Annotated in this window: 18 protein-coding genes and 1 tRNA gene; 9 read left to right on the top strand and 10 right to left on the bottom strand. The window is 63.7% G+C overall.

Translation table 11 applies throughout. The annotated features are described in order from the left end of the window. Positions 1-41 precede the first annotated feature (41 nt). The 7 genes from GWC77_RS20765 to GWC77_RS20735 all read left to right on the top strand — a co-directional run bounded on the left by GWC77_RS20765 (position 42) and on the right by GWC77_RS20735 (position 8,565). Positions 42-737: a VOC family protein gene (locus tag GWC77_RS20765; protein WP_173260045.1), complete on the top strand. Its 696-nt coding sequence runs from the start codon at positions 42-44 to the stop codon at positions 735-737. A gap of 106 nt (positions 738-843) precedes the next feature. After that, on the top strand, positions 844-1,767 hold the full coding sequence (locus tag GWC77_RS20760) for a DMT family transporter (protein WP_173260036.1): 924 nt from the start codon (positions 844-846) through the stop codon (positions 1,765-1,767). A 133-nt stretch (positions 1,768-1,900) separates the two neighbouring features. Further along, positions 1,901-3,097 (top strand): PLP-dependent aminotransferase family protein, encoded by a 1,197-nt coding sequence (locus GWC77_RS20755; RefSeq protein WP_173260035.1) that lies wholly within the window; start codon positions 1,901-1,903, stop codon positions 3,095-3,097. Positions 3,098-3,155: 58 nt separating this feature from the next. Further along, the gene (locus GWC77_RS20750) at positions 3,156-3,620 is read left to right on the top strand and encodes a RidA family protein (RefSeq protein WP_173260034.1); all 465 of its coding nucleotides are present in this window, start codon (positions 3,156-3,158) and stop codon (positions 3,618-3,620) included. Positions 3,621-3,635: 15 nt separating this feature from the next. Next, positions 3,636-4,529, top strand: a complete 894-nt coding sequence (locus GWC77_RS20745) for a PhzF family phenazine biosynthesis protein (RefSeq protein ID WP_173260033.1) — start codon at positions 3,636-3,638, stop codon at positions 4,527-4,529. Between the two features lie 350 nt (positions 4,530-4,879). Further along, positions 4,880-7,240, top strand: coding sequence for an EAL domain-containing protein (locus GWC77_RS20740; protein WP_173260032.1), 2,361 nt, complete (start codon positions 4,880-4,882; stop codon positions 7,238-7,240). Between the two features lie 56 nt (positions 7,241-7,296). After that, positions 7,297-8,565: a chromate transporter gene (locus GWC77_RS20735; protein WP_173260031.1), complete on the top strand. Its 1,269-nt coding sequence runs from the start codon at positions 7,297-7,299 to the stop codon at positions 8,563-8,565. Positions 8,566-8,604: 39 nt separating this feature from the next. Here GWC77_RS20735 and GWC77_RS20730 read toward each other — a convergent pair whose 3' ends face one another. The 4 genes from GWC77_RS20730 to GWC77_RS20715 form a co-directional block, all read right to left on the bottom strand. After that, a complete protein-coding gene (locus tag GWC77_RS20730; protein WP_173260030.1) occupies positions 8,605-9,063 on the bottom strand; it encodes a CopD family protein in 459 nt (152 codons plus the stop codon). Between the two features lie 67 nt (positions 9,064-9,130). Beyond that, positions 9,131-11,449 carry a DNA topoisomerase IV subunit A gene (gene parC, locus GWC77_RS20725; RefSeq protein ID WP_173260029.1) on the bottom strand — a complete coding sequence of 773 codons (2,319 nt, stop codon included), beginning with the start codon at positions 11,447-11,449 and terminating at the stop codon, positions 9,131-9,133. Between the two features lie 64 nt (positions 11,450-11,513). Continuing rightward, the gene (parE, locus tag GWC77_RS20720; protein ID WP_173260028.1) at positions 11,514-13,499 is read right to left on the bottom strand and encodes a DNA topoisomerase IV subunit B; all 1,986 of its coding nucleotides are present in this window, start codon (positions 13,497-13,499) and stop codon (positions 11,514-11,516) included. A 218-nt stretch (positions 13,500-13,717) separates the two neighbouring features. Continuing rightward, entirely contained in the window at positions 13,718-15,652 is a 1,935-nt protein-coding gene (locus GWC77_RS20715) for an ATP-binding cassette domain-containing protein (protein ID WP_173260027.1), read from the bottom strand. Between the two features lie 211 nt (positions 15,653-15,863). Between GWC77_RS20715 and GWC77_RS20710 the strand changes: the two genes are divergently transcribed. Continuing rightward, on the top strand, positions 15,864-16,046 hold the full coding sequence (locus tag GWC77_RS20710; RefSeq protein WP_173260026.1) for a rubredoxin: 183 nt from the start codon (positions 15,864-15,866) through the stop codon (positions 16,044-16,046). Between the two features lie 154 nt (positions 16,047-16,200). Continuing rightward, positions 16,201-16,275, top strand: a tRNA-Arg gene (locus GWC77_RS20705). Between the two features lie 697 nt (positions 16,276-16,972). On the opposite strand, the gene GWC77_RS20700 is transcribed toward GWC77_RS20705, so the two are convergent. From GWC77_RS20700 to GWC77_RS20675, 6 genes are all read right to left on the bottom strand, one after another. After that, positions 16,973-17,503, bottom strand: coding sequence for a TIGR00645 family protein (locus GWC77_RS20700; RefSeq protein ID WP_173260025.1), 531 nt, complete (start codon positions 17,501-17,503; stop codon positions 16,973-16,975). Between the two features lie 261 nt (positions 17,504-17,764). Further along, a complete protein-coding gene (locus GWC77_RS20695; RefSeq protein WP_173260024.1) occupies positions 17,765-17,923 on the bottom strand; it encodes a hypothetical protein in 159 nt (52 codons plus the stop codon). 268 nt (positions 17,924-18,191) lie between these two features. Beyond that, positions 18,192-19,205, bottom strand: a complete 1,014-nt coding sequence (gene cydB / locus GWC77_RS20690) for a cytochrome d ubiquinol oxidase subunit II (protein ID WP_173260044.1) — start codon at positions 19,203-19,205, stop codon at positions 18,192-18,194. A 76-nt stretch (positions 19,206-19,281) separates the two neighbouring features. Beyond that, entirely contained in the window at positions 19,282-20,724 is a 1,443-nt protein-coding gene (locus GWC77_RS20685) for a cytochrome ubiquinol oxidase subunit I (protein WP_173260023.1), read from the bottom strand. A gap of 298 nt (positions 20,725-21,022) precedes the next feature. After that, entirely contained in the window at positions 21,023-22,525 is a 1,503-nt protein-coding gene (locus GWC77_RS20680) for a SulP family inorganic anion transporter (RefSeq protein WP_173260022.1), read from the bottom strand. Between the two features lie 116 nt (positions 22,526-22,641). Then, positions 22,642-23,319 carry a carbonic anhydrase gene (locus GWC77_RS20675; protein ID WP_173260021.1) on the bottom strand — a complete coding sequence of 226 codons (678 nt, stop codon included), beginning with the start codon at positions 23,317-23,319 and terminating at the stop codon, positions 22,642-22,644. Between the last annotated feature and the right edge of the window lie 287 nt (positions 23,320-23,606).

Below are 23,606 nucleotides of genomic sequence, written 5' to 3'. Positions count from 1 at the left end.
CTGTCGAACCATCCGTCGCTATCGCGCACCGTTTCCGCATGATGTCTGCCTCTGCACTCGAACTCGACCACCTGATCGTCGCGGCCCGCACCCTCGAGGAGGGCGCGCGCCACGTCGCCGAAACGCTCGGCGTCGAACCGGTCGCCGGCGGCGCCCACGCACGGATGGGCACGCACAACAGGCTGCTGGGCCTTTTCGGCACGGTGTATCTCGAAATCATCGCTGTCGATCCTGATGCGCAACGCAGCAGCGAACCGGCGAACGAGCGCCGTCCCCGCTGGTTCTCGCTCGACGACGACGTGATGAAGGCACGTCTCGAGGCCGGCCCGTTTCTCGCTCACTGGGCCGTGCGTGTCGTGCGTCCGAAAGATCTCGGGCGGTTGCAGGCGCAATATCCATCGAGAATCGCGCCCGTCATGCCGATGTCGCGCGGCGAGCTCACCTGGCGACTGACGGTCCCCGACGACGGCAGCTTTCCCAGTTGGCAAGGCGCGGGCGACGGCGTGTTGCCGACTTTGATCCAGTGGGACACCACCGCGCATCCGGCCAGTCGGCTACCCGCCACCGACCTCGCGCTGCGTGCGCTCAAGGCGCGGCATCCGCGCCCGGCGCCGATCCGAGAGCAACTGGCATGGCTGGGCGTCGGCCACTTGATCGAGTTCGACGACGCGCCGGCTGACGCGCCAGTACTCGCGGCCGAAATCGAAACGCCCGCCGGAATGCGCGTGCTGCGTTGAGCGGCACGTTCGCGGCGCCGAGCCGCGCACGCCGGACGCTGCGACGAGCGGCAATAGCTACACCCCGATGCAATCGACAACAATCGACTCTGGAATCCCGTCCTCAATGAACACTCGCGAATCGCGTGGCATGCTGCTCGGCCTCGTCGGCGTCATCGTCTTCAGCCTGACGCTGCCGATGACACGCATCGTCGTGCAGGAATTTCACCCGCTCCTGAACGGTCTCGGGCGCGCACTCGCCGCAGCGGTACCCGCCGCTGCGCTCCTCGCCTGGCGCCGCGAACGGCTGCCCAATCGCGCCGAACTGCGCGGCCTGTTCGTCGTGGCGCTCGGCGTCATCGTCGCATTTCCGGTGTTTTCGGCGTGGGCGATGAAAAGCGTTCCCGCCTCGCACGGTGCGCTCGTCGGGGGCTTGCAGCCGCTTTTCGTGGCGCTTTATGCGGCGTGGCTTTCGCATGAACGGCCCTCGCTCGCTTTCTGGGCCAGCGCGGCGCTCGGCAGCGCGCTCGTCGTCGCGTTCGCGCTTCATGCCGGCGGCGGCACGCTGAGGGCCGGCGACGGGCTGATGCTCGTTGCCGTCGCCATCGGCGCGCTCGGCTATGCGGAAGGTGCCCGGCTCGCGCGCCAAATGGGCGGTTGGCAGGTGATCTGCTGGGCGCTCGTCGTCGCGGCGCCGTTTCTCGTCATCCCCGTCGGCTGGCTGGCCTGGCGGCAACATCTGGCACACCCGGCGCCTTTCGCGCTCGCGACCTGGCTCGCGTTCGGCTATGTCGCGCTCTTCTCCCAATTCATCGGCTTCTTCGCCTGGTATGCGGGACTCGCCATGGGCGGTACGGCACGCGTGGGGCAAGTGCAGTTGCTGCAGATCTTCTTTACGATTGCCTTCGCCGCGCTCTTTTTTGGCGAATCGGTGCAGCCGTCGACCTGGTTTTTCGCGGCCGCAGTCATCGCGACCGTGCTCGTGGGCCGCAAGGCTGCCGTACGTACGGCAGCGCCGAGAGCACGCGCCGGGCTGCAACTGGAGCGATAATCGCGTCTTTTGCCGCGCGCATCCGTCGAGACGACATATCCGCTGCGGTCTTGCGCCCCGCCATCGTGCGCCGCCCGATTGGCCCATTTCATTTTTTCAAGCCCACTCATCGACCCATTCCAAGGAGACTTTCATGGACCACAGCGATATGCCGCAACGCGACTGGCAGCTTTCCGAGCGAGCCCGCAAGCTGACGAGTTCGGCCATCCGCGAAATCCTGAAAGTCACCGAGCGGCCCGAGGTCATTTCGTTTGCGGGCGGCCTGCCGGCACCCGCCACCTTCCCGGCCGAGCGCATTCGCGAAGCGACCAATCGCGTGCTGCGCGAGGCGCCGGCCGCGGCACTGCAGTACAGCGCGACGGAAGGTTTCCTGCCGCTCCGGGAGTGGGTCGCCGCGCGTGTGTCGACGAGCAATGCAACGATTCGTCCGTCGCAGGTACTGATCACGACGGGCTCGCAACAGGCGCTCGATCTGCTCGGCAAAGTGCTGATCGATCCGGCCAGCCCGATTCTCGTCGAAACGCCGACTTATCTCGGCGCGCTGCAGGCGTTCTCGCTTTACGAGCCCCACTGCGTGCAAGTACCGACCGACGATCACGGTCTCGTTCCACAGAGCCTGACGCCGATGCTCACGCAGGGCGCGCGCCTGCTCTACGCGCAACCGAATTTTCAGAATCCGACAGGCCGGCGCCTGCCGCTCGAGCGGCGCGTCGCGCTCGCCGAGTTCGCGCGTGCGAGCAAATTTCCCGTGATCGAGGACGATCCGTACGGCGCACTCGATTACGCGGGTTCGCCCTTGCCGACGATGCTGTCGATGGCGCCCGATCACATCGTCTATTGCGGCACCTTCTCGAAGGTGCTCGCGCCCGGATTGCGGCTCGGCTACATCGTCGCGCCCGAAGACCTTCACTTCAAACTCGTGCAGGCCAAGCAGGCGACGGATCTCCATACGCCAACGCTCACTCAGCGCATCGTTCACGAAGTCGTGAAGGACGGCTACCTCGACGAGCAAATCCCGGCCGTGCGCGCGCTTTATCGCGATCAGTGCGAGGCGATGCTGGCCGCACTCGCCCGGCACATGCCCGACGGCGTCAGCTGGAATCGTCCCGAAGGCGGCATGTTCATCTGGGTGACACTGCCCGCTGGCATCGATACCATGGCACTGCTCGAGCACGCCGTTGCCGCGAATGTCGCATTCGTGCCGGGCGCGCCGTTTTTCGCGGGCGACCCGCAACACCATACGTTGCGGCTGTCCTTCGTCACCGTCCCGCCCGCGCGCATCGACGAGGGCGTGGCGCGCCTGGCGGCGCTGATCCGCGAACGCATCTAGGCAACGCACGCGCGCGTTGCTCATCTCAACTTTCCAAGACTCTTCGAGGACACTACTCATGGCACAACACAACGTCTACGACACGCTGAAGACACTGAACATCGAATTGCCGACAGCCGGCGCACCGGCCGCCGCCTATGTCATGGCCGCGCAAACGGGCAACACGGTCTACCTTTCCGGCCACATCGCGAAAAAGGACGGCAAACCGTGGGTCGGCAAGCTCGGCGCGAACATGACGACCGAGGAGGGCAAGACAGCCGCCCGCTCGATCGCCATCGATCTGATCGCAACGCTGCATGCGCACCTCGGCGACCTGAACCGCATCAAGCGCATCGTCAAGGTGATGAGCCTCGTCAACTCGACGCTCGAATTCACGGAACAGCACATCGTCACCAACGGTGCCTCGGAGCTCTTCGTCGAAGTATTCGGCGAGGCGGGCAAGCACGCGCGTTCGGCATTCGGCGTCGCGCAGATCCCGACCGGCGCCTGCGTCGAAATCGAACTCGTCGCGGAGCTCGCGTAACGTCAAGGAGGCCGTATGAGTGCGCGCCGCGTTCGCTTCAAACAGGTCGACGTCTTTTCGGACGTACCCTTCAAGGGCAATGCGCTCGCCGTCGTATTCGATGCCGATGGGCTCGACGCCGACGAGATGCTGGCCATCGCCCGATGGACGAATCTCTCGGAAACGACGTTTCTGCTCGAGCCGACCGAGCCCGCGGCCGACTACTACGTACGGATCTTCACGCCCGCGGGGGAGTTGCCGTTCGCCGGCCACCCCACCCTCGGCACCGCGCACGCGCTGGTGGAAAGCGGCTACGTCGCGCGTACCGCGGGCCGGCTCGTGCAGCAGTGCGGCGTGGGACTCGTCGAAATCGAAGATCGGGCGCCGGGCGTGCGCGCCTTCGCCGCCCCGCCCGCACGCATTACGCCGCTGCCGGAGACCGAGTTCGCGGCGCTGCGGGAAGCACTCGGCGTGGGGGAGGATGAGATCGATTTCACTCGCGTCCCGCCGAGCGCCGTCGACAATGGCGTGCGGTGGCTGACCGTCGGATTGACCTCACCGGAGCGCTGCGTGACCGTCAAGCTCGACCCGTCCGCGCTTTCTCACATCGTGCAACGCGCAGGCATGAAGGGGCTCACCCTCTATGCAGCGCATCCTGCGGGCGGTCCGGCGTCTTACGAGATGCGCTGCATCGTCATGGACGACGAGCTTTCGATCTATGAGGATCCCGTCACCGGCAGTGCGAACGCGGGTCTGGCAAGCCTCTTCTCTTCGCGCGATGCGCGGCCGGGCGACCGTTACACGGTCCGGCAAGGCGTCGCGATCGGCCGGGCCGGCCGGGTCTTCGTCGATTACGACGATGCCCGAGGCAAGACCTGGATCGGCGGGGCATCGACGACGGTCGTTGACGGCACGATTTCAGTGCGCTGACTATCCTCTCCCCAGCGCGGGCGCCTGCCCGCCGGCCCCACAGCGCAGCCTGTGGGCGCGCCCGTTCACCGCTTCCGAATGCCGCAGGCGCGCACCCAAAGCCACTCGGCCAGGCTCTGCGGAAATCATGCCTGGATAGTCAAACGTTTACCCGATTAACGGACGCTATCCTAATTCTGATCCATTCAGTAATATCCTCCTGACGACTGCCCACGAGGGTGCGACTTCCATTGATGACCTGACAGCGCCGCGGCCAAGCCCCGGGGCACGATGCTCGCCATGCAGCCAACCATGAACCTGTCGACCCTGCCAAACGGTGCCTCCAGTCCTTCGAGACTTCACGGCAAGTGATGAACTTTCCCTGGTTCCATTCGGCCCGTGACACCCGCGCGCGGCGCGATGCGGCCGGCTCGCGGCGGCGTGCGCTGATCGCGATTCCGGCGCTGGGTCTGCTCGTGCTCGTCTTGCTCTGGACGGTCATTTCTGCTCGCCTGTCCGTCGAACGCGATTCGACCTATCGTGAAGCGGCGGCGTCGGCGGCCATCCTGTCCGCCGCACTCGAACAGCATACGATCAAGGCCATCCACCAAGTCGACCAGATCACCCGATTCGTCAAGTACGAGTTCGAAAAAAATCCCGATCGCTTCGAGTTGCGCAGCACTGTGGAAAAAGGTGTCGTTCAGAGCGACACGCTCGTGCAGGTCGCGATCATCAACGAGCACGGTCTGCTCGTCGCCTCGACGGCGGAAGCCAATCCGGTGCCGATCGACCTGTCCGATCGCGAGCACTTCAAGGTGCACGAGCACGAGAACGACGATCAACTCTATATCAGCACACCGGTGCTGGGCCGCGTGTCGCATCAGTGGACGCTGCAAATGACGCGGCGCCTCAATCACCCCGACGGCTCGTTCGCGGGCGTGGTCGTGGTGTCCGAAAACCCCGGCTATTTCACGAGCGATTTCTATAACAACGCCGCCATCGGCAAAGATGGTGTCATTGCCGTGATCGCCGATAGCGGTGCGGTGCTGGCGCGTCGCACCGGTTCGAACACGAGTGCGCCGGGAACGTTTTCGGCGAGCGGCGTCTACCCGATTTCAGAACACGTCTCGGGGACGCAGATCGATCCGATCGACCGCGTGAAGCGCATTGTGTCGTACCGGCATATCGACGGCTATCCGATGGGCGTGCTCGTCGGGCTGTCCGAGGCCGAGGAGTTCGCGGACTACAACCATACGCGCAACGTCTATCTGCTGATGGCGGGTTTCATCTCGCTTGCGATGCTCGGTTTTTTCGCGGTGGCAACAGGGCTCATCGGCAAATTGCTCGGGCGCGAACGCGAGATGACCCATCTCGTCGAATACGATTTGCTGACGGGCCTGCGCAACCGCTACGCCACGCTTCAAAGCCTGCGCCAGGATGTGAGCGATCCGAGCAACGTCGGCCGCCTGGCCATCCTCTTCATCGATCTCGATAACTTCAAGACGGTCAACGACACGCTCGGCCACAATGCCGGCGACATCGTGTTGCAGATGACCGCGGCCCGCTTGGCCGATACCGTTGGCGCCACGGGCGTGCTCTCGCGCATCGGCGGAGACGAGTTCGTCGTGATCGTCAAAGGCGGCGACGTCGAGCGGCAAGCGACACAACTGGCCGAAACGATGCGCGAAGTGTTCGAGCAGCCGTTCGATGTGCGCGGCACGTCGTTCGTGCTTCACGCAAGTATCGGCATCGCGCTTTTCTCGGTGGGCAGCGAAAGCGAGATCGACCTGCTCAAGAAAGCCGATCTTGCCATGTATAGCGCCAAAGACGCCGGCAAGAACTGCTATCAGTTCTATGCGCCGCATCTCTCGCATCGTGCCGATCACCTGATGCAGTGGGAGCAGCAGCTGCGCGTCGCGCTGACCGAACGGCAGCTGTTTCTGGTCTATCAGCCGAAAATCGATCTCGCGCGCCGCTGCATCACAGGGTTCGAAGCCCTCGTGCGCTGGAATCACCCGCAACAGGGCGTCATCGCCGCGAGCGAGTTCATTCCGGTCGCCGAATCCACCGGCCTCATCGTGCCGATCGGCGACTTCGTGATCCAGGAAGCCTGCAAACAACTGGCGATCTGGCAAAACCAGGGCTACGAAACGCTCTCTCTCGCCGTCAATATTTCGGCTGTCCAGTTCTGGCGCGGCGACCTCTACGAAACCATCGCCCGCGCGATCGAGGAAACCGGCATCGCGGCGCAGCGGCTCGAACTGGAAATTACCGAGACAGCCATGATGGAGTATCCGGATCTCGTCTCGGAGAAGATCGCGGCGCTGAAAAAACGGCTCGGCGTCAGTATCGCCCTCGACGATTTCGGCACCGGTTACTCCTCGCTTTCCTATCTGAATCGCTTCTCGGTCGATACCCTCAAGGTCGATCGTTCGTTCGTGCAAGCCATCCCGGTCGACCGGAGCGTTTGCGTGATGGTATCGGCGATCGTCAATCTCGCGCGCTCGCTCGGTCTCACGGTCGTCGTCGAAGGCACTGAAACGGAAGAGCAGATCGCCTGGCTTTCGGCACTCGGCAACATCCAGGCACAAGGTTTTCTGTTCTCACGCCCGGTGCCGGTGGACGGGATCCCGGCGCTGCTGGAACGCTTCGGCGTGTGCGGCATGCGTGAGGTCGTCGGCAGTCCCGGCCGTATAGCACCCAGCACGAGCACGAGCGGACAATCCGCCTGATGAGCGATGCCCGATAATATAAACAGACCCTAGCCGCGCCCCGCGGGGCTGCGCCCATGACCGACGTACCGACGAAAGCGAGATCTACGCCGAATACGCCGCCGGCGGCAACCCAGCCCGGCGACAGACGAGCGACCGATGCGCCGCCAGCCGCGCGCGAGCCGCTCTGGACGCTCTTTCGAGTCGTCCTCGTGCTCTCGGCGCTTTCCTGGGGTGGTCTTGCGCTCATGGCGCAACTCGAACTCTATTACGTCGAACGCGAGCGGCGCTTCACGCGACTCGCTTTTTCCGATCTCATCGCGCTCTCCTGGATGGTCCCCGGTGCCGTCGGCTGCAACGTAGCCGTGCAAGTCGGCCATGCGCTGCGTGGGGCTGCCGGTGCCTGGGTGGCTGGCATCGCGGCGGTGCTGCCGTTCTTCTGCACGATGACGGCATTCGCGATCTTCTACGATTCGCCGTTCATCCGCTCGATGGCGTCGCCGGAGCTGATCGACCATTTCGCCGTCGTGCTCGGCAGCCTCATCGCCATTACCTGGTACCGGCAGGTGCGCGCGGTCGTCCATACGCGGCTGCAATGGCTCGCGGCCGCTGGAGCGTGCGCCATTTTGCTGCTGACGCAGCGGGCGAGCGCATTCGTGCTGTTGCTCGCAGTCGCCTTCATGGCGGGCTGGATCCAAAGTCCGACCCGCGGCGAACGCCTCGTCATTTCGTTCGACCGCAGCGACAAGATTCTGGTCCCCATCCTGGTGTCTCTGGTCGTCCTCTTCGCGCTACCGCTGTCGTTGTCGCCGCAATACCAGCTCGCGCTGCTCTGGCCGCGGCTCGCAGGCGCCGCAATGACACTTTTCGGCGGCGGTTTTTCCGCGCTGCCGGTGCTGAAAACGCTGTTCGTCGCACCGCCGCTCGGCGTGACGATGCGCGACTTCACGCTGGCGTTCGCGCTCTCGCCGGTCTCACCCGGGCCGCTGCTCAACGTCATTCCGTTTCTGGGCTATCTCACGTACGGCGGCATCGGTGCCGTCGCGGCGACGGTCGCCTTTTTTGTACCGTCAGGGCTCCTGATCATATTGGCCAGGCGTCATCTGCAACGGCTCGAGATGCATGCTCGCTTCGAGCACGGCATGCGCGTGCTGCGTGCTGCCGCTACTTCCTTTCTCATCGTGGCGGTCGTGCACCTCTCGGAGCATGTGCCGCTTCGGTTTTCCTATGTCGGCACGGCAGTCTTCGCTTTCGTGTGCCTCGGGCGCCTCAAGCTGCCGGTGTACGCCGTCTATGCGATGGTGGCACTGACCTACGCCATCGCGATGTTCGTCGCGCATCGATGAAGCGTATGGACAACCCGCCCTCTACGCTCGTTACTGCGATCAGAAACCGCGCGAGTAGACAGCGATAGCGATCGTCACGATCCCCAGCACGAGATTGGCGAGTACGAGACGCCGCATGATCTCGACGGCCCGCGCGCCGTCCGGCCACTTTTGCGCTTGTACCGCGCGCACGATGCGAGGGAAAACGGCAAAGCGCAAATGCCCGAAGATCAACATCATGACGACGCCGAGCGCGGCCATTGCATGCAGCGGCCATGGCGCCTTACCTCCACCGAACCTGACGAGCAGGAAGCCACCCGAAATCAGAATCAACAGCACGGCCACGCCGACCCAGTCGAGAAACCGCCCGAACACGGCCCCGATCAGCGGCAGGCGCAGTTGCGGCGATATGTCCGAGAGCGACGGGCGCAGGCAAAACTGCGCGAATACCATCCCCCCGATCCACACCGCCACGGCCGTCAAATGCAGGAACAACGCAACGTCCATGGCAATCGACATGACACCATTCTCCCAAAGTTAGCAGCCCGAACCGTTTGCCGGTCGCACAGGCTGAAGTGTCATCTCGTCAGGCGAGGGCCGGACGCAACGCACTCACCTTCGTCCGCGTATCGGGCGCGCGACCGCGCCGGGCGCGTTTGCCGACATGCGGCGCAAGCGACCCACCGGCCAGAATCTCCTCGACCGGTTTGCCGCCGCGCCCCGTGCCGATGAGCACGACACCGGCCGCCGCGATCGCCAGTGCCTGCACGAGAGTTTCGTTGTCGTCGAGCATCATGAGCGTGACGCCTCGTCCGCCGCCCGAGAGGGTCTTCATCTCGTCGAAAGGAAAAACGAGCAACCTTCCCGCGCTCGAAAGACAGGCGACTTGATGCGCATCGGGCAGCACCGGCATCGGCGCGAGCGGCACCGCACCCGCGTCGATCGTCATGAACGACTTGCCCGCCTTTTGGCGGCTGACCATATCGCCCACCTTGGCAACGAAACCGAATCCGTTGCTCGATGCGAGCAACAGCGCCTGCTCCGGATTCGCGGCGTAGTAATGCAACAGCCGCGTGCCCGCTTCCAGTTCGATCAGCGAAGTGACGGGCACGCCGTCGCCACGCCCACCCGGCAGCATCGCGACGGCCACCGAATAGACGCGGCCCGAGCTGCCCCAGGCGATCAACATGTCCGGCGTGCGGCATTGGAAGGCGGCGTACAGGCCGTCGCCGTCCTTGAACGAGAAGCCTGCGGGGTCGAGCCCGTGGCCTTTCAGCGCGCGCACCCAGCCGCGTTGCGAGACCACGACCGTGACCGGTTCGTCGACGACGCGTGCCTCGAACGTCGCGCGCTTTTCCTGCTGGATCAGCGTGCGGCGCTCGTCGCCGTACTGCTTCGCGTCGGCCTCGATTTCCTTGATGATCTGCCGCTTCATCGACGATTCGTTGGCGAGCAGTTCTTCGAGCTTCGCCTTCTCGTCGCGCAGCGCCTCGAGCTCTTTTTCGATCTTGATCTTCTCGAGCCGTGCGAGCTGCCGCAGCCGAATCTCGAGGATATCGTCAGCCTGCCGCTCGGAAAGACCGAACGCAGCGATGAGTGCCTGCTTCGGCTCATCTGCCTCGCGAATGATGCGAATCACCTCGTCGATGTTGAGGAAGACGATCATCCGCCCTTGGAGGATATGAATACGATCGTCGACTTTGGCCAAGCGGTGCCGCGTGCGGCGTGTGACCGTGGCGAACCGGAAAGCGACCCACTCGCGCAGAATGTCGAGCAGCCCCTTTTGGCGCGGACGGCCGTCCGCGCCGATCATCACGAGGTTGAGCGGCGCATTCGATTCGAGGCTCGTATGAGCGAGTAGCGAATGGATGAACTCCGTCTGATCGATGCGGCTCGTCTTCGGTTCGAACACGAGCCGCACGGGCGCGTCCTTGCCCGATTCGTCGCGCACGGCGTCGACCAGGGCGAGCAGCGTCTGCTTCGTTTGCAATTGCTCGGGCGTGAGGGTCTTCTTGCCCAGCTTCACCTTGGGATTGGTGAGCTCCTCGATTTCCTCGAGCACTTTCTGTCCCGATGTATTCGGCGGCAGTTCGGTGACCACGAGCTGCCATTGCCCGCGCGCAAGCTCTTCGATTTTCCAGCGCGCCCTGACTTTCAGGCTGCCGCGACCCGCTTCATAGGCAACCGCGATTTCTGCATCGCTCGAGATGATTTGTCCGCCGCCGGGAAAATCCGGACCCGGCACGAACTCCATCAGTTCGGCGTGCGAAATGTTGGGACGCCGAATCATCGCCACAGCCGCTGCCGCCACCTCGCGCAGGTTATGCGACGGAATTTCCGTGGCAAGACCGACCGCAATCCCGGATGCGCCGTTGAGCAGCAGGAACGGCAGCCGCGCCGGCAGGATTTTGGGCTCCTGAAACGAGCCGTCGTAGTTCGGCATGAAATCGACGGTACCTTCGTCGATCTCATCGAGCAAAAGCCGTGCGATCGGTGTCAGGCGTGCTTCGGTGTAACGCATCGCCGCCGCGCCGTCGCCGTCGCGCGAGCCGAAGTTGCCCTGACCGTCGATGAGCGGGTAGCGCATCGAGAAATCCTGGGCAAGACGGACGAGCGCGTCATATGCCGACTGGTCGCCGTGCGGGTGGTACTTGCCGAGCACATCGCCGACGACGCGCGCCGACTTCACGGGCTTCGCATCGGCGGCGAGGCCCATCTCGTTCATCGCGTAAAGGATGCGCCGCTGTACGGGCTTTTGGCCATCGCACACGTCGGGCAAGGCACGCCCCTTGACGACGCTCACCGCGTAATCGAGGTAGGCGCGCTCGGCATAATGGCCGAGCGTCAGGGATTCGCCGTCTGGCGGCACAACGGCCGGGGCGAAAAGATCGTCTTGTTGAGCCATCGAAAATGGTGTCCGTATTCAGAGTTCGAGCGGGATGCGATCGAGCTGCGCAGCGCAAAGCGATTCAGATGTCCGCCTCGACTTCGTTACCCTTCTCTTCGAGCCAGCTGCGACGCGCGGCCGCCTCGCCCTTGCCCATCAGCATCGTCATGCGCGAAACCGTGCTGTCATAGTCGAGCTCGCCCAGTGCGACAGGCATCAGGCGCCGCGTGTCCGGGTTCATCGTCGTATCCCAGAGCTGCTCCGCGCTCATTTCGCCAAGCCCCTTGAAGCGGCTGATCGACCACTGCGATTCGCGCACACCGTCCTTGCGCAGCTTGTCGAGGATCGCTTCCAGCTCGCCCTCGTCGAGCGCATAGAGTTTCTGAGCGGGCTTCTTGCCGCGCGCGGGTGCGTCGACGCGAAAGAGCGGCGGACGCGCCACATAGATATGGCCACGCTCGATGAGCTGCGGAAAGTGCTTGAAGAAAAGCGTCAGCAACAACACCTGGATGTGGGCGCCGTCGACGTCCGCGTCCGAAAGGACGCAGATCTTGCCGTAGCGAAGATTCGACAGGTCGACCTTGTCGTCAGGATTGTGCGGATCGACGCCGATGGCCACCGAGATGTCATGCACCTCATTGTTGGCAAAAAGCCGGTCGCGCTCCGTTTCCCACGTATTGAGCACTTTGCCGCGCAACGGCAGGATGGCCTGATACTCCTTGTCGCGGCCCATCTTGGCCGAGCCGCCCGCCGAATCGCCCTCCACGAGAAAGAGTTCGTTGCGTGAGATGTCGGTCGATTCGCAATCCGTCAGCTTGCCCGGCAGCACGGCCACGCCGGAGCTCTTGCGCTTTTCGATCTTCTGGCCCGCCCGCGTGCGAGCCTGAGCCTGTTTGATCACGAGTTCGGCGAGCTTTTTGCCGTGCTCGACGTGATGGTTGAGCCATAGCTCGAGCGCCGGTTTGACGAACGTCGATACGAGCTTCACAGCGTCGCGGCTATTGAGGCGCTCCTTGATCTGCCCTTGGAACTGCGGATCGAGCACTTTGGCGGACAACACGAACGAGACTCGCGCGAAGACATCTTCCGCCAGCAGCTTCACGCCTTTCGGCTGGAGGTTGTGCAGTTCGACGAAGCTCTTGACGGCCTGGAACAGCCCGTCGCGCAGGCCGGACTCGTGCGTGCCGCCCGCTGGTGTCGGAATGAGGTTCACGTACGACTCGCGCGTGAGCGATCCTTCTTCGCTCCAGGCCACCACCCAGGCAGCGCCCTCGCCTTCGGCGAACGCATCCTCGTTCATGCGGGCGCTGTCGGCATAACGCTCGCCTTCGAAAAGCGGCACGAGCAACTCGCTGCCCGCCATACCCTCGAGCAGGTAACCGCGCAGCCCGTCGTCGTATTTCCAACTCTGCCGCTCACCCGTCTTTTCGTTGACGAGCGTAACTTCGACACCCGGCAGCAGCACCGCTTTCGAGCGCAAGAGCCGCTGAAGCTCCCCAAGCGGGATATTCGAGGAATCGAAATATTTCGGATCGGGCAGCGCCGTCACGCGCGTGCCGGTGCGCTTGCCGTTCTTCTCGGGCGCGCGCACCTGCAGCGGTCGCGCGACATCGCCGTGCGCGAAGCCGATTTCGGCCACCTTGCCGTCGCGCCACACCGTCACATCGAGCCGCGAGGAAAGCGCGTTCGTCACCGAGACGCCGACGCCGTGCAGCCCGCCCGAGAACGTATAGGCGCCGCCCGCCGCCTTGTCGAACTTGCCGCCCGCATGCAGGCGCGTGAAGACGATCTCCACGACGGGTACGCCTTCATCCGGATGCATCCCGAAGGGGATGCCGCGCCCGTCGTCGTCGACGGAGACCGAGTGATCGGCATGCAGCGTCACGGTGATCTGCCGGCCGAAGCCGCCGAGCGCTTCGTCCGACGCGTTATCGATGACTTCCTGGATGATGTGCAGCGGATTTTCGGTGCGGGTGTACATGCCGGGCCGTTGCTTGACCGGCTCGAGACCCTTGAGCACCTTGATCGACGCCTCGCTGTATGCGGTGCTTGGCTTTTTCGTGGACATCGTTTCGTGTTGGAACTCGTCATCGTTGTCCACAGACGATGGGGATATCTACGTGGACAATGCGTTGAAAATTCAAAAAAGCGAGCCGAAACAAGGCTCGCGCAAAGCGTGCCCACCAAACGGGCGGCCCTGCAGTCGCGGCGTATTTTACTGGTTTCGACCTGGCGGGCAATTCGGCCGAAACGCCAGCCCCGCCGCCGAGCGACTTCCCGTGCAGATCACTTGCGCTTCGCCTCGAGCGCCTCCCAACGTTCCAACGCGGCCAGCAACTCCTCGTCGATAGCGGCAAAGCGCTCGGTCAATCGCGCGCCCTCCTTGGCATCGGCCACAAAAATGGCGCCGTCCTCGAGCTTGGCCGAGATCGCTTTTTGTTCGGCCTCCAGTGCCGCGATCGTGTCCGGCAGCGCCTCGAGTTCGCGTTGCTCCTTGAACGACAGCTTGACTGTGCGTTGAGCGTTGCGGCCCGCGGCGCTCTCCTTCGGCGCGGTCTCGCGCGCGGCGGCAGCGGGTGCCGGCTTGGCCGCCGCCTGGGCGAGCTGAGCCGCCCGTTCGCTTTGCAACTGCCAGTCGGTGAAGCCGCCGACGTACTCGCGCCAGCGCCCTTCGCCCTCGGATGCGATGACCGATGTCACGACGTTGTCGAGAAAGAACCGGTCGTGGCTCACGAGCAAGACCGTGCCCGCGTACTCGCCGAGCAACTCCTCGAGCAGTTCGAGCGTCGGAATGTCGAGATCGTTGGTTGGCTCGTCGAGCACGAGTACGTTCGCGGGCCGCGCGAACAGCCGCGCGAGCAAGAGCCGGTTGCGCTCGCCGCCCGACAGCGATTTGACGGGCGAACGCGCGCGCTCGGGTGCGAACAAGAAGTCGCCCAGGTAGCTCATCACATGCTTGCGCGTGCCGTTCACTTCGATCCAGTCGCTACCGGGGCTGATCGTATCGGCAAGGCTTTTGTCGGGATCGAGCTGGGCGCGCATCTGGTCGAAATACGCGACCTGCAGGTTCGTGCCCACGCGCACGGTGCCTTCGTCGGGCGCGATCTCGCCGAGAATCAGTTTGAGCAGCGTCGTCTTGCCCGCCCCGTTCGGCCCGACGAACCCGATCTTGTCGCCGCGCATGACGGTCGTGGAAAAATGTTCGATGACCGTGCGGGCGCCGTAGCGTTTCGTCACGTCCGTGAGCTCGGCCACGATCTTGCCCGAGCGTTCGCCCTGCCCCACGTCGAGCTTGACATTGCCCTGCACGTTGCGGCGCTCGGCGCGTTCATGCCGCATCTGCTCGAGCCGCGCAATGCGGCCGACGCTACGCGTGCGGCGCGCCTCGACGCCCTTGCGAATCCAGACTTCCTCCTGCGCGAGCAGTTTGTCGAACTTCTCGTTTTCGATACGCTCGACCTCGAGCTGCTGCGCTTTGCGGGTCTGATAGGCCGAGAAATTGCCCGGATACGACAGCAGCCTGCCGCGATCGAGTTCGACGATGCGCGTGGCGACACGATCGAGAAACGCGCGGTCGTGGGTGATGAAAAAGAGACCGGCGCGCGCGCCGACGAGTAGCTCCTCGAGCCAGCGGATGCCATCGAAATCGAGATGGTTGGTCGGCTCGTCGAGCAGCAGGATGTCGGGGTCGGTCACGAGTGCGCGCGCCAGTGCCACGCGCTTTTGCATACCGCCCGAGAGCGCGCCCACGAGGGCGTCTCCATCGAGGCCGATCTGCGCGAGCGTCGTCGCCACGCGTGTGCGCCAGCTCCAGGCGTTCGTCGCATCGAGCCGCGATTGCAGCGTGTTCATGCGGGCGAGCAGCGCGTCGTGCGCGACTCCTTCCGGTGTGGCCGCCAGCTCGTGGGCGACGGCGTCGTATTCGTCGAGCGAGGCACGCACTTCGGCGAGGCCGCTCGCGACGGTATCGAAGACTGACACCTGCGGGTCGAACTCGGGCTCCTGCGGCACGTAGACGGTCGTGAGTTCCTGTTGGCGCGTGACGAGCCCGTCGTCGGGCTGCATGAGGCCCGCGACGATTTTCAGCAGCGACGATTTACCGGCACCGTTGCGGCCGATGAGACCCACGCGTTCCCCGGCTTCCAGGGAGAAATCCGCATGATCGAGCAGCGCGACGTGGCCGAACGCGAGCTGCGCGCCGGCGATGGTGTAAAGCGACATGGAAGCGCGCCTTGCGAAAAGTCGGAAACGTCAATTGTACCGGGCGCGGGACGGACGCTTCGTCGCATCGCAGGGAAGCTGGGCTTCGGTAAAATAGCGCGCTGCATTTCGCGAAGCCGCCGTTCCAGGCCGGCCGGCGTGTCCGATCGGCCGGGTCTGGCCACGCCAAGCGATCGTTTTGATTTCGAGATGTGAAAGGACCAAAAGCGCCGTGAGCGACGTAATCGAATACAAAAGCTGGGTCTGCCTGATTTGCGGGTGGGTCTATGACGAGGCGGCGGGGCTGCCAGACGAGGGCATTGAGCCAGGGACGCGGTTTTCGGACATCCCCGAGGATTGGCGCTGCCCCTTGTGTGACGTGAGCAAAGCTGAATTCAGCGTCGTGGAGTTCTGATCTAGCACTTTTTTCGGTCGGCGGCTCAGGCAGGCATGCAGGCGCATGCTCCGGCGGCTCCCGTGCAACGCCGCGCAAGCACGTCGTCGCGTCTTTGCTATACTCTGGCCGCACCGGCACTTGCCAGCGCTCCGCGCCTCGCGCATTCATCCCCCTCCCCGTAGTTCAATGGATAGAACAAGCGCCTCCTAAGCGCTAGATACAGGTTCGATTCCTGTCGGGGGGACCAGCAAGCGGCCGGAAATCCCTACCCAACAACGATCCCCAGCCAATTTGGCGTAATTTCGGGCGTAGCGGCGTTCAGTCTTTGTTCTGTTGCCCGTGCGGCATGTCAGTACGCCTTCGGCTCTTCCGACCGCGCACCCCGTTACAGGCGCAGGTCTTGGTGCCCACTCAGCTACGCGCACCTCGTCGCCAGCGTTTCGGCGCGTCATCGTGCATTGCAATGGCCATGCGGCAGCACTCGAGCGGGCGGAAGACGGCGATTGGATTTCTGTGATCACTGTTTTTTGAGGGATACCACCATGTATCACTACACGGAAAGCGGGCTGCGTAACGTGTGGCTCGAAAACGGCGTCACCCAGCGCAAGACGGCGTACGGCGTGTCGACGTCTATTCAGGACGTCGACGGCCTGCACAAGGTGATCGGCCGCGCGCTCGCGCACAAGGGCCATCTCACCGGCGCCGAATTCAGGTTCCTGCGCAAGGAGCTCGACCTTTCACAGCACCGTCTGGCGGATCTGATCGGCACGACGGAGCAGACGGCCGCGCTATGGGAGAAGCACGGCAAGATTCGGCGCCGGCTAGTTGGCGATGGCCGCAGCATAGTTTCTACTTCTGCCTCGCATAAAAAGCGGGGGAATTACCGGGCAACCCAAGTGGCTCCAGCCACTCGGAAAAGTCAGCCAACGGCGAAATCCTCTCCGTCAATGCTTCTCCGATTGCGCCGCCACCCAGTCCATGGCGGCAAACAGCAACCCCGAGCCGACGAACGTCAAATGCAGGATCACGAGCCACCGGATACGTACCTCGTCGAGCACGCTGCCCGACTCGGTCAGCGTCATAAATGCGCGCAGTAGCGAAATGGCCGAGATCGCCACGATCGAGCCGATCAGCTTCATCTTCAAGCCCGAAAAATCGAGTGTGCCCATCCAGCTCGGCCGATCCTCGCTAAGCCCCGTATCGATTTTCGAAACGAAATTCTCGTAGCCCGAGAACATCACGATGACGACGAGGTTGCCCGCCAGCGACAAATCGATCAACGTCAGCACGCCGAGGATGATGTCCTCGGGGCTTGCCTGCAAAAGATTCGGAACGAGATGCGCAAGATCGCCGATAAACGCGACGAGCAACATGATCAGCGATACCACGAGGCCGACATAAAAAGGGGCAAGCAGCCACCGCGAATTGAATAACAGACTTTCGAGAATTTTTTCCAATGCGTTGCGTTGGTGCATAGAGCGCTCAAAGTTCGATCGATTTATTGCTATTCGCGAGCGCGGCTGTGCCGATTCGGGCAGCCGCGCTCGCAAGAATCCGCCGCATCCGCCACGAGGACGAATTCGGCAGGCAATGCGCATTGTAACGGTGGTGCGTATCGGTTCGATGACTCGGCACGCCGCCCCGCAGCGGGCGCGCCAACGGGTCAGGCCAGCCACTCGAAGTCGAGTGCCAGCGCCAAGATCACCGGCAAGGCATTGCCGGCAGCGGCGGCCGCCTCAATGCCGGCGATGCGTCCGGCCCACCCGGTGGTGGGCACCGAGCCAACGCCGCAGGTCGCTCAAAGGATGGTCGGTGTGATAACGCGTGGCCAGCGCCATGGCAATGCCGACGAAAACCGCCAGCATCAGCATCAAGCCGATCGAGGACTCGGGCATGATCGCCTCCTCAACGTCGCGATAACCGCATTGTAGGCCTGTCACGGGCCGTGGCAAGTTCGGTAGCTCGCAGTCCTCTCAGCGTAGTCCTCCATGGCCATGGCCGGCCGAGGCATCCACGTTGCCTGCCGGTTGCACGCCCGGTCAAAGCCGCATTCGTAATAGGAGAGCGATCCTGCCGGCCGATGACGTTTCCACGCGTCCCGCCGCAAACTCATGCAAGGCGCCACCGCTAAGCCAGCCCTAGGCCTCGCCGAATGCACGTACGTCACATATGTCCATACCCCGTATCGCTGCGTACCTTGCCGCGGAATACCCAATACGACCAGCAGACGTAGAGCATCAGCACGGGCAGCAAGAACGCCGTGCCAATCATCAGAAACTCATGCGACATGGGCGCGGCCGCGGCGTCGTGCCACGTAATCGAGGGCGGCACGACGTAGGGCCACAGGCTGATGACGAGCCCGGAGAACGAAAGGAAAAAAAGCCCGATGGAACAGAGAAACGGCAGGGCATCGCGCCGCGCGCGCAAGGCCCGGACGAGCAGCACGGCGAGCACGACCGTGAGCAACGGCACCGGCGAGAAGAACAACAGGTTGGGCCATGAGAACCAGCGCGCGGCGATACGGGCGTCGCTCAGCGGTGTCCATATGCTCACGACGACGATGAACACGGACACGCCGATGATGGCGCGGCTCGCCACACGGCGCGCCCACTCCTGGAGCTCGCCGCCGGTCTTCAGCACGAGCCACGTTGCACCGAGCAGCACATAGCCCGCAATGAGTCCGACGCCAATAACGAGCGGAAACGGTGCAACCCAGTCCCAGCTCGTGCCCGCATACTCTCGGTTGAGTACGGGAAACCCATGCACGAACATGCCCGCCACGACGCCCTGTGCAAAAGTCGCCACGAGCGAGCCATAGGCGAACGCCCCGTTCCACGCATGCTTATGCGAGCCAGGGATGTCGCGAAATTCGAAGGCAACGCCGCGAAAGAGCAGCCCGAGCAGCATGGCGCTCACCGGAAAATAGACGGCCGGAACGATGATCGCAAAAGCCACCGGAAACGCCGCGAGCAACGCCGTGCCGCCAAGCACCAACCACGTCTCGTTGAAATCCCACACGGGCGCGACCGACCCGATCATGAGGTCGCGATCCGCCTCGTTGCGGCGCAGGAGCAGCAGCATTCCAACGCCGAGATCGAAGCCATCGAGCAGCACGTACATCAGCACCCCCAGCGCGAGGATACCGGCCCATAGCGGAACGAGATCGAGTTGCTGCATGGCAGTGCTCTCCGTTTCGATTTCGGCCATGTCGCCCGTTTCGGCGCTCTCGGCCTCCTTGCAACACGCGTCTGGGCTAGGTGTCGCGCCGCATGTCGGCGTCCACCGACAACGGCTGCACCGCCGGCTTGTCCGAGACTGCCGAAAGCGGCCGAGCCGCACGGCCGCGCTGTCCGCTACCTTCACCGTCGGTACCGTCCGCGGGAGCCTCGCCCGGTCCGATATGAACGAGCCGCCGCAACAGAATGAGCCCAGACCCGAAGATCACGATGTAGCAGATCACATAAGCCGCGAGCGATAGCGCCACGTTCGCGGTCGTGAGCGAAGGCGTGACCGAGTCGGCGGTACGCATGAGCCCGTAGACAGTCCACGGCTGGCGGCCCGCTTCCGTCGTCGTCCATCCTGCGAGCACGGCGATGAACCCCACGGGCATGGCAAGCCGGCACGTGGCGAGCCAGCCGCGTCGTGTGTAGAGGCGGCGCCCGCGCCACAATGTGAGTCCGCGCGCCACAATGCCGAGCATGATGACGGCAATGAGCACCATGAGATGGAACGCGAAGAAGACGATGGGCACCACCGGGCGATCTTCGCGCGGCCAGTCCTTGAGGCCATGAACGAGGCCGTTCGGGTCGTGTGTGAGGTAGATGCTGCCAAGCTTCGGAATGGCCACTTCCAAGTGGTTCATTTCCTCCTTGTCATCGGGAATCGCAAAGAGCGTGGCGCGCACGCCGCGCCCCGTTTCCCACAGCCCTTCCATCGCCGCCAGCTTGACGGGCTGGTACTTCAGCGTATTGAGACCGTGCGCGTCGCCCAGCACGATCTGCACGGGCACCATGACCGCGAGAAAAAAGAGCGCCATCTTCACCATGACGCGGCTTTCCTCCTGTGCGCGCCCCTTCAACAAATAGTGCGCGCCGACGCCGAGCACGACGAATGCGGTCGTCACGACAAACGCGGTGACGGTATGGGCAAGCCGGAACGGAAACGACGGATTGAAGATCACATCGAGCATGCTGCGCGGATAGAACCGCCCATCGATGAGGGTGTAGCCCGACGGCGTCTGCATCCAGCTGTTCACCGCGAGAATCCAGAACGACGAAAGCAACGTGCCGAGCGCGACGAAAATCGCGGACATGGCATGCGCCCAGCGCGGCACGCGTTTTCTGCCGAACAGCAGCACGCCGAGAAACGCCGACTCCAGAAAGAACGCGACGAGCACCTCGTACGCCATGAGCGAGCCGATCGTATTGGCCGTGGCCGCGACGAAGCGGCTCCAGTTGGTGCCGAACTGAAACGGCATGACGATGCCCGATACCACGCCCATGCCGAACGATACGGCGAAGATGCGCAGCCAGAACGCCGAAAGCCGACGGTAAACATCACGTCCCGTCGCCCACCAAAGTACTTCGAGCGTCGCGATGTAACACGATAGCCCCACGGTGAACGCCGGCAGCAGGATGTGCAGCGCGATCACCCACGCGAACTGGACGCGCGAGAGCAACAGGGCCGTGACTTGCATGGACGTTCCAGATTTCGATAGCCGACGACGGCCTCGCCGCGCAAGCGCGGTGCCTGGACCGTTTGCCGTCCACCGGCGATCGGATCGATCCGGGGCCAACGGCGGACCTCGCGCCCCGCTCGCGAGCAGACCCGGGGCGATGCAAAACTGCCGCGGCGGCTTGCAAAAAATGTTGTGGCCCCGTCGCTCGACGGTGTCTTGCCTCTACGATGATCGCTCCATATCGCGCAAAAGGCGCCGCATGCCCATGCGACGCCTGCGCAGCGCTAGCGGTACCGGCGGCGGCTACGCCCTTCCCTCACCGCCAACTCACCGAGATCCCGCGATGGGCGGACTGCGCCGCGAACTCCGAGATCATATGCCGCACATCGGGGTCGACGAAGTCGGCACGGCTCGTATCGACGATGAGCGTCGCGCGGTCGGGAATCTGCGCGAGATGCTGCTTGAGCTTCACGCGAATGAAACACGATACGTCCTTGCGGAACAGCAGCAGAAACTCGTTGCCGTGCCGCGCAATCGAAAACGGGTTGCGCAGATTCGGATGCAGCGCGAGCACGATGCTGCACGCGATACCGAGGCCGATGCCGATCAGCAGATCCGTCGCCAGCACCCCGCCGATCGTCGCGAGAAACGGCACGAGTGCATTTACGCCGCGCTTGGCGACATCGACGAAGAGCGCGGGCTTCGCAAGCTTGTAGCCGGTGGCGATCAGGATCGCCGCGAGCGATGCAAGCGGAATCTGGTTGAGGATGTCGCTCAACACGAAAACACTCGCGAGCAGCAACAACCCGTGCACGAAAGCCGACATGCGCGAGCGCGCCCCCGCATGCAGATTCGCCGAACTGCGCACGATCACCGATGTGATCGGCAAGCCGCCGAGCAAGCCGGCCAGCATGTTGCCGACGCCTTGCGCTTTGAGCTCGCGGTCCGGCGAGGCGGCGCGCTTTTGCGGATCCATCTGTTCGATGGCCTCGAGACACAACAGCGTCTCCAGACTGGCGACGATCGCGATCGTGGCCGCGAGCCGCCAGACATCCAAGCTGGCGAGCCGCGTCAGATCGGGCGCGGCCAGCGCACTGGTCAGCGCGGCCATCGAATCGAGCGGCGCAAGGTTCACGCGATACGAAGCGGGCAACGCGAGTGCCGGCGCGAAGGCATCGATGCCGAGTGTGACGGCAACGCCGAATGCCACCACGACGAGCGGCGCAGGCACGAGCCCGATCAACGGCAAACGCCGCATGAACCGGCTTTCCCAACCGAAGAGAATCGCAAGCGATATCGCCGCGAGCGCACAGGCCACGACCGATGTCGTGCCGAACGGCGTCTCGAGAAAACCAGCCGCATAGCTGGCGTTGGCCCCGCTGGCAGCGCCGCCCGTTGCAAGCCCCAGCGCGACGGGCGTTTGCTTGACGATCAACAATAGACCGATTGCCGCCAGCATGCCCTTGATGACCGGCGACGGCACGTAGGCCGCGAACCGCCCGGCCTTCAGGACACCGAAGCAAAACTGCATGGCGCCGCCCACCAGCAGAGCGCTCAGGAACGCAGGGAATCCCCCGACGTTCGCGATACCGTCTACGACGATCATGATGAGCCCGGCCGCCGGTCCGCTCACGCTCAGTTGCGAGCCGCTCAGGAGCGAGATGACAAGCCCGCCGATGATGCCGGCCAACAGCCCGGCGAACGGCTCGACGCCGGACGCCTGCGCGATCCCGAGGCATAGCGGCAGCGCGACCAGAAAAACGACCGTTCCCGAAAAACAATCCCGCGGCAGCGTAGCCGCCAGTTTGGCATTCGTCATGGTATTGGGTTGCGAGAGAATGAAGCGCGCGCCCGACCGGTACGAGGCCGACGCGCGCTATGGGGTTCGTTCGATGGAGTCGATGTGCCCCGACGAAAACTGCCGTGCGCCGAATGTCAGCCGCCGTTGGCGACGCGAATCGGCGAAGGTTCGCGCCGGCCGGGCAGATGCGAAAGGTCGGAGCCGTACGACGGCTCGGCCGCCTCGGCATGCTCGAACGGCAACGCTCGAATGAGCCCATCGCGGATATCGAAGATCCATGCATGGACTTGCGGGCGAGGCACGGCATCGTGAACGACGGGCGACGCGCGCAGCACACGCGCCTGTTCGAGCACGTTCAGCTCGGCGAGGCGGTTCGTACGCTCATCAGGATCGGCGATCGCATCGAGCTCGTCGCGGTGACGCCGCGCAAGCCACCGCAACGGGCGAATGCGCTGCTCGACGTGCGGCACCCCGTCGTTCGGCGCTCCCAGCGCCGCCCGCACGCCGCCGCAGCCATAGTGGCCGCAGATCACGATGTCCTTCACTTTCAGCACGCAGACCGCGTACTCGAGCACGCTCATGGTGTTGTCGTCATGCGGCACGAACAGATTGGCGATATTCCGGTGCACGAACAGCTCGCCGGGCCGCGCGCCCGTCACGATTTCCGCCGGCACGCGGCTGTCGGCACAGCCGATCCACAGCACCTTCGGATCCTGACCTTGCCTCAGTCGTTCGAAAAGGCGCGGATCGCCATCGCACGCCTCGCGGGCCCATGCTGCATTCTGCAAAATCATTTGTTTCGTAAAATTCATTGCTTTTCCCTCCTAAGCCGGAATGGAGAACATCAATGAGCGCGGATGACGCGACGTTCACGAGTTGGAATTCTGGCCAATAGGTGCATCGCAAACATGACGGCAAGATGATTTTGTCGTCATGTTCGTCGGTAGTGCCGAAAATACCGATCGATATCGATTCGTTTTTTCTATTACCGGGCTGCCCGCGTGGACGCGGAGCGCACCGAAATCGATTTGAGCGGAACTTATCGAGATACGATCCGGTCAACAATCGTTTCGATTACCGGCCGCGCATATTCTTTGCA

It is taken from the genome of Paraburkholderia sp. NMBU_R16, from assembly GCF_013282575.1.
In the GTDB taxonomy this organism is placed as follows: Bacteria; Pseudomonadota; Gammaproteobacteria; order Burkholderiales; family Burkholderiaceae; genus Trinickia.
The sequence above is the reverse complement of the archived record's forward strand: the minus strand, read 5'-3'. Positions and strand labels throughout refer to the sequence as shown.